General features: G+C 41.5%; 7 protein-coding genes. All 7 read right to left on the bottom strand.

The window, feature by feature from the left end; translation table 11 throughout:
- Positions 1–54: 54 nt before the first annotated feature.
- Entirely contained in the window at positions 55–2286 is a 2232-nt protein-coding gene (locus tag AAEY83_RS07205) for an HD domain-containing protein (protein WP_025645646.1), read from the bottom strand.
- Positions 2287–2413: 127 nt separating this feature from the next.
- On the bottom strand, positions 2414–3070 hold the full coding sequence (locus tag AAEY83_RS07200) for an IS1595 family transposase (RefSeq protein WP_029374364.1): 657 nt from the start codon (positions 3068–3070) through the stop codon (positions 2414–2416).
- A gap of 39 nt (positions 3071–3109) precedes the next feature.
- Entirely contained in the window at positions 3110–3301 is a 192-nt protein-coding gene (locus AAEY83_RS07195) for a hypothetical protein (RefSeq protein ID WP_025644978.1), read from the bottom strand.
- 15 nt (positions 3302–3316) lie between these two features.
- Positions 3317–4066: a type 1 glutamine amidotransferase gene (locus AAEY83_RS07190; RefSeq protein ID WP_025644980.1), complete on the bottom strand. Its 750-nt coding sequence runs from the start codon at positions 4064–4066 to the stop codon at positions 3317–3319.
- A gap of 25 nt (positions 4067–4091) precedes the next feature.
- Complete coding sequence (locus AAEY83_RS07185; RefSeq protein WP_025644982.1) at positions 4092–4850, bottom strand: pyridoxine 5'-phosphate synthase; 759 nt, start codon at positions 4848–4850, stop codon at positions 4092–4094.
- A 63-nt stretch (positions 4851–4913) separates the two neighbouring features.
- Positions 4914–5813 (bottom strand): N-acetylmuramoyl-L-alanine amidase, encoded by a 900-nt coding sequence (locus tag AAEY83_RS07180; protein WP_025644984.1) that lies wholly within the window; start codon positions 5811–5813, stop codon positions 4914–4916.
- Between the two features lie 26 nt (positions 5814–5839).
- Complete coding sequence (locus AAEY83_RS07175) at positions 5840–7201, bottom strand: APC family permease (RefSeq protein ID WP_025644987.1); 1362 nt, start codon at positions 7199–7201, stop codon at positions 5840–5842.
- Positions 7202–7262: the final 61 nt, after the last annotated feature.

Below are 7262 nucleotides of genomic sequence, written 5' to 3'. Positions count from 1 at the left end.
CGCTATGATCTTAGAATGAAGCTGTTTGCTGGTATCATTAATTCCGAGCTTAAATTATGACTTTTGCAAGAGGTCTAATAGGTCTTGATTATCCCGTATATTGTCTCTACTAAGTGTGAGGATTTTAGAAGCATCGACATTATAGATATCTAAAGAATACTCTATAAATGGATACTGTAAAAAATTCCAATTATCCGATGAATGCCTATCAGATGTATTTACTAAGCATACATATTGTCCTTTGTAATATATTTTTAAATTTCCAGATGGAAATTTAGAGAAAACACGGAAATTACTTTCGTAGTCTTTCTCTTTAAGTATCCTTATATTTAAGGCAGATTTGTTTTCTTCGTCCCAGTACGCTACTTTATTATTGTTATGATAGTTAAGTTCATTTAAATAATAATTTGATTTTTTTATAATGCTTTTAATTTTTTCTGATACACCAAAAGTAACTAGTTCATTAGATATTTTTTTAAATATTGAAAAAACTTTCTCTAAGGCACTATAACTACCAAATTGATAGCTATAAAGTGCACTTGGCTTTATGTACTTAGAGTACGCAAACACTCTGTCTTTCAAATACTTTTCAATGTCTTTCTCAAATAATTCATTGACTATTAGTTTAGTTCCGTATGATTTTAAGTCATCTACCTCAGTGATGAAACAATAACCTGCCTTACCTGATAGGGGTGAATGCAGCTCTAGTTTTAAACTTTCATGAGTAAGGCGACTTTTGGTGAAAATAGTAATCTTCTGTTTTTCTATCGGCAAATTTTTCATAAGAAGAAAAGCGCTATGCAGTCCAATACCAAACTCACCTGAAGGTTGCATCCATTCGGGCATTTGCCGAACTATTTTTCGTTTCTCTATATTCTTCTTTGAACCTGCTATTTTTTGCATATACTCAAGATCTTTACGAGAGATACCAACACCATTATCTTCAATGCTGAACTCCCATAATGTTGAGTTTTTATTGTCAGCGACTTTTTTACAATCTAAAGTAATAGGATAGTCTGCGAATAATTCACGAGTATCTTTGTCATAAGGGTTAGCGTTTTTAGGTAGTTTTCTAGTGCTGTGCTCTTGTCCATGCTCTAGCCAAACTCTAATCATTGTTGCATCAATAGCATTTTGGATCAGCTCACGATATATACTCATATCGTCTTTATATAAGTTATTACCTTGCAATAACTCAATAGCGCTACGTTCATCTAATGAAAATTTCATCGGTTTATCATTCAACAAAATCTTTGAGCCATCCATTTCAACATCGAGTTTATTAATAGTTGGTAATAAGCCAAAATCACGATGCGGTACGATATTTTTCCATTGTGACATTTGATCTTGAATTTCGCTCTGAATCATATCAAACCATCTACGACATTCAATATATGCCATTTCTGTACTACAGATAGCAGTCACGCTAACAGTTTCATTATCTAATTGAAATTCACGAATAGCTTGATGCTTCTGTTCATGTGTCTTGCTAAGAGATGGCATATTATTTCCTGCTTGCTTAGACATGACAGGGCAAAAGCGGTTGTCATCAATATCAAATAAATCACCTAAGCGTAGTAAGCAAGCGACAAAACGAGGGTGACAGTTTTCTGTACCCATACCGGTTTGACGGAAGGGTAGAGTTTTCATTACATAATCTTCAAAACCAAGCCCATGCGCCCAGCATATTTGACCAAGATAACGATAGATACGTTTTGGGAGAAGTTCGGTTCGAGGAGAGCTAATACCAAGTTTCTCAAAGGGATCCAAAACCACGGAATTTGAGTTTTTAGCATGACCACGACGATACCATTCAGCGATCATCTGGCGATACTTTTCAACGCCCGTATGTGGGTCTGAATGATTGACAAGTGCTTTATTCCAACCATCTTCATGCCACACTTTGGCAAAATCATGTAAGTCTTGCGTATTATCATTTGCGAGGCTTTCAACATATTCTTTAAAGCCGTCTTCTTTGAATACCTGTTGGACTTCATCAGCACTAAATAACATACCAATATCATGCCAATAAGCCGCTTCCAAGATTAACCATGTGTCTGTTGCTGTCAGCTTTTCAATGTTGTTACCAAGTAGACGTTCGATATTGACGAGGATTTGCTGTGAGTGCGATTCGTTATGACTACTAAAGTGCGGATAATAACTGCCCACATTTTCCAGCGACTTACCGACGAGCTTTTCATCAAACTCCCATTGCGAAATTAATATTCTAGTATTGCTGTCTTCATCAGTTTTCTTTCTTAGATGTTTGATTAAGCCTGCGCTCATGGTAAGCCCTACTTGTCATATATATTTAGTATTGCATTCTTAAATTTTACAAACTTAATTCTACCCTAAACAAACGAGCTAAGGAGAAAGGATATTTCAATTATTTAGGGGCTGTAGTAGATAAGGATTAAATATCACACCATTTTCTCAAGGTTTTCAGCTGATTAGATGGTGAGCCATAGTTAAATCTAAACTCGCACTCTTTTAAAAACAAATGGAAGTTCTTCTTATCGATCCCATTATACTTTCTTAGAGTTCGTTTAGACTGGTTCCAAAAGTTCTCAATGCCATTGATGTGATTGTTTTTACCACAAGTAAACTCTTTAGAGTGATTGACTCTGAAATGTTTGAATTCGCTCACATCTAATGCATTATAACTTCGATAGCTATCCGTATAAACAAAGCTGTCAGGCTTGATGTTACGCTTGATGACAGGCATTAGGGTGGTTTGTTTGGTGTCTGCTACGACAATGGTATAAACCTTACCGTTTCGTTTTAGAATACCAAATACAGCGGTTTTACCAGCAGCCCCGCGACCTCTTTTGCCTTTGCGTACGCCACCAAAGTAACTTTCATCTAATTCGACTTCGCCATCAAAAAGCTCATCAGCTTGTAATGAGAGATGGTAATCTATCACAAGTCTTATTTTATGATAAAAAAGTGCAGCAGTGTTAGGCTGAATATCAAGCAAATCTGCGGCTGTTCTAGCAGTCACTTCAGCTGTAAAAAACTCTAACAGCCTTCGCTGTACTTTTTTACTTAGTTTACAACGGGTTATCTTCATAAAAGTAGTCTAGCATAGTGCTTATCTACTACAGCCCCATTATTTATCTTGAGCTTTGTTCCGAGCCTCAGCCATCAACTCCTTTACCCGAGCACTTTCCCTAAGCACACAAGCCTCATATTCAGACAGCGACTCAGCGTCTTGTTGCTGCTGACTTTCCTTCTCCTCTTTAGCCTTTGCTTCTAGATACTCTTCAAGTTTTTGCTGCTCATCTTGCTGTGAATGACTCATGACTGACTCCTTATACTATTTATTTGCTGACGCTGCTATTCGATTAAACATAGTGGCAAGTCTGGCGTTATTCTCTTCAATATATTTATCGCCTAGCACTAATATCTCATCCGGTGCTTGTACCGTTTCGGGATAGTCTTTCAGTCCACTTTGAATAGCCGCATTACCATTGGAGACCATTTTAGGTAAGCTCTCTTTGGTGGCTTCAAAGTGACATTGCCAAGCGAGTACCCAAGTGCCACGCTGTTTATGTTTTGGCGTTTGATAGATAAAGCCTTGATTTGCCCAAGCCTGCGTCTCCGCAATAATGCTTGCGCCTTTGGGACAGTCAAAACCTTCGCCGTGCCAGTGAAACACCGTAAAGTCTTTGGGTAGATCTTGTAATAATGGATGCGCTTGACCTGCTTCGGTCAATTGCATCGGTAACCAGCCAATCTCTTTGATTCCAGACGGTTTCACCTCAGCGCCCAAACAATGCGCGATGATTTGCGCACCTAAGCAAATGCCAATGACTGTTTTACCGGCATCAACGGCTTGTTTTATCAGCCGCTTTTCTTTAATGAGCCAAGAATATTTATCCTCATCATGAACGCTCATTGGCCCACCCATCACGATGAGCCAATCAAAGCTATCTAGCGTTGGCAGGTTGTCGTTATCGTAGGAGCGACTAACGGTGATCGGATGATTATGCGCGCGCGCCCACTGTTTGATAAAGCTTAGATCCGCATAATCGGTATGAAACAGCGCGTGAATACGTAAGCTCATAACGTACCTGTTTTATCAAAACGTTCTATCCACAAATCTGCAAATACTGACGCACGACGTTATCCATGCCTTGCTCTAGCGATTCAATAGTAAAGGCATGACCAATCGACACCTCCGCGATATCACCAAGGCTTAGCAAATCGGCTAAATTGTTTAAATTTAAATCGTGTCCGGCGTTGACGCGCATACCGTTTTCGCTAGCGAGGTTAATACAATCGTCAAAGCGCTGTTTGACTGCAGCAAAGTTACTGTCGTTATTACTGCTGTCGTTATCCTTCTTATCTTCATAAGCGCGCGCCCATTCTTCGGTGTACATCTCTATCGTTTGTACGTCGCTAGCGATGACCGCTTTTATTTGCTCGATATCAGGGTCGATAAATACGGCGCAGCGTGTGCCAAAGCCTTCAAGCTCATGGCTGAGTTTGGACAGCATGTCGCTATATTTGATAATATCAAAGCCGTGGTCAGAGGTCAGCTGGTCTTCACTATCGGGTACGAGGGTGCATTGATGCGGTTTGACCTCGCGAATGAGTTTTAAAAATTGTTCATTCGGATTGCCTTCGATATTAAATTCGATATCTTGATAATCTTTGAGATACTCACTGATATCATAAACATCTTGATAGCGGATATGGCGCTCATCGGGCCGTGGGTGCACGGTAAAGCCTTTAACTCCTAGATCAATCAGCTTTTTTACAAAGTACAATAGATTAGGGTAGTCGGTGCCACGCGAGTTGCGGATTAAGGCGAGTTTGTTTAAATTGACGCTAAATAGGGTGCTCATAAGATGTCCTTTTTCGTTATTGTTATGGTTTGAGTGTCCGTGATTAATAGTTGATCACTCAGGCTAGTAAAAATCGTCACGTCCCACATACTTTTTATTGAGTGCTTTTAGGATAGCATAGGTCTCGATATCCATAATGCCTGTTGGCTTTAGCGGCCGGAAATGCAACTGAAAGGCATAAATGACATTGCGGCTCTCTTTATCCCACACATCTGTAGTATTCATCTGATAGCCATAATCACGAAAGGCCTGCTTGACCTCCCGTATCGTTGGGGTAGCTAGCTGAACTTGCTGCATAAAATATTGCTTATCAGCCTCATCATACCAAGCGCCAATACCGTACTCGCTGTACAGTCGCTGCCAAGGGAACTTAGCACCTGGGTCAATCTTGCGCGAGGGGGCAAGGTCCGCGTGACCGATGATGTTTTTGGGGGAGATGTCATACCGCTGCGCAATATCTTGCACCAATTGCGCGACTTTTTTGATTTGTAGCTCATCAAATTCGACGAAATGAGAGTAAGGATGATAGTCAAGCTCGCTATTTTTGAGGGCGTTTCGATATTGAGGTTTGATACCTTTATTGACGATCTCAATACCGATAGACGTGTCATTCAGGATCGTTCGACCGGCAAAACCGCCGTCGCCGGCGTGCCAAGCGCGCTCGCTCTCTGGCACAAGACTATATATCTTATTGTCATTCTTATCCATAACGAGGTAATGCGCGCTGACTTTGCCGCGAGTTAATAGCTTGATGGAGCGCGCGTTGTCGCTGACGGTATAGTGCAGCACAATCGTTTTAATGCGCTCGCTTTTACCTGTGGCTTGATAGGTCTCGCTATCGATAATAAAAGGTTCAGTGATAACAGGTTGGACATTGTTCGTCGTTACGCAGCTGACTAAGGATAGGGCTAATCCTAAGGTTGATGCTGATACTAATTTTGAAAAGGAGATATTATTAACCATGAATTGCTCTGTATAAAAGGGGATATTTAATTACTACTATCACTACCCGCATAAACAATTTTTCTATAACCAATCGCCCCCAAAACGATAAATACCGCTAATAAGATATAAGCGTTTAACGACAGTGCCGCAGGCGAGAAGGGCAGCAGTAGCAAGGATATAAAGACCATACTAATCAGCACTGATAAATAATTTAGAATACCTGCTTGGTTCTTTCGGCGCTCGTTGAGTAGATCAGCCATGGTGACATAAGCGAAGCCAACGGTAATGCCTAATGATGCCATACTGACGATATCGAGCAAGTAGTTGCGACCGAGCCACGGCGAAAATAAGCAAACGATGGCGATGATGGTCACCGCTTTGGTCTTACTAAAACGCTGGCGCTTATCCGTGAACACGCTTGGTAATAAGGACGACTCACCCATGGATTCTAAAAGCTTGACGGAAGATAAGATAAAGCCATTAATACCGCTAAGTATCGAGCCGATCATGGCGATCGATAGTAGCCCAATGCCAATGCTGCCAATACGGTTCTCTATCCCTTCGCCTGTCGCCCAGCCACTATTCTGAATCGCTTGGTAATCAAAGCTCATATTTAGCGCCGTGAAGTAGTTGATCAAAAAGTAGAACAATACGCCCGCGATAAGGGAGATGAGAATAATACTTTTGGTTTTAGTCTTAGAGTCGCTAATGGCTTTGGAGATCTGCGGCGTGGTCTCAAAGCCCACGTACGCCCATGGCATCACGGCGAGAATCGGTAGCCAAACGAGGCTGGTAATAGAGCTGCTGGGCATGTCCGTTGGCAAAAAGGTCTGTGTCATTGGCACGGCCCACAGTGAGCCAAAGAACAGCGCGGTGACCGAGACAATCATAAACAGGGCGATATATAATTGAATCTTGGCACTGACTTGTACGCCCCTGAGGTTAATATAGCTAAATAAAATAATCGCCGCGCTACACACAAATACCTCGCTGGCGTAGACCTCCCAGCCAGCAATGCTATACAAATAGCCGATCTGTAAGCTACTAGGCAACAGATATCTCAATAAGAGCGCCACGGCAGAGATATTGAGCGCGACGATGGAGATATAGCCTATTGCCACACCCCAGCCATAGACGTAGGCATGTTTGCGATTGATATATTTTTCGATCCAATAGATACCGCCGGACTCATGCTCTGGGGTTTGGGTCAGCAGATTAATATAAGCGCGCGCGACCATATAGATCGCTAGAGTACCGACAAGAATGGCGACGGATGAGCCCAGTAGCTGCGACTCGGGTAAGAATAAATCGCCCGGCATCACATAAGCGCCCCAGCCGATAATCGCGCCGACGCTGATGGCTATGGCTTGTAGATAGCTGATATTTTCTGTCTTTGTTGGGCTCATGAGTTGCCCCTTAGACACATAAAAGTATTAAGAATAAGCACAATTATTTTAAACTTAGCGT

The sequence above is a fragment of the Psychrobacter sp. TB20-MNA-CIBAN-0197 genome, from assembly GCF_040309765.1.
Lineage (GTDB): Bacteria > Pseudomonadota > Gammaproteobacteria > Pseudomonadales > Moraxellaceae > Psychrobacter > Psychrobacter submarinus.
This window is presented reverse-complemented; position numbering and strand designations above follow the sequence as displayed.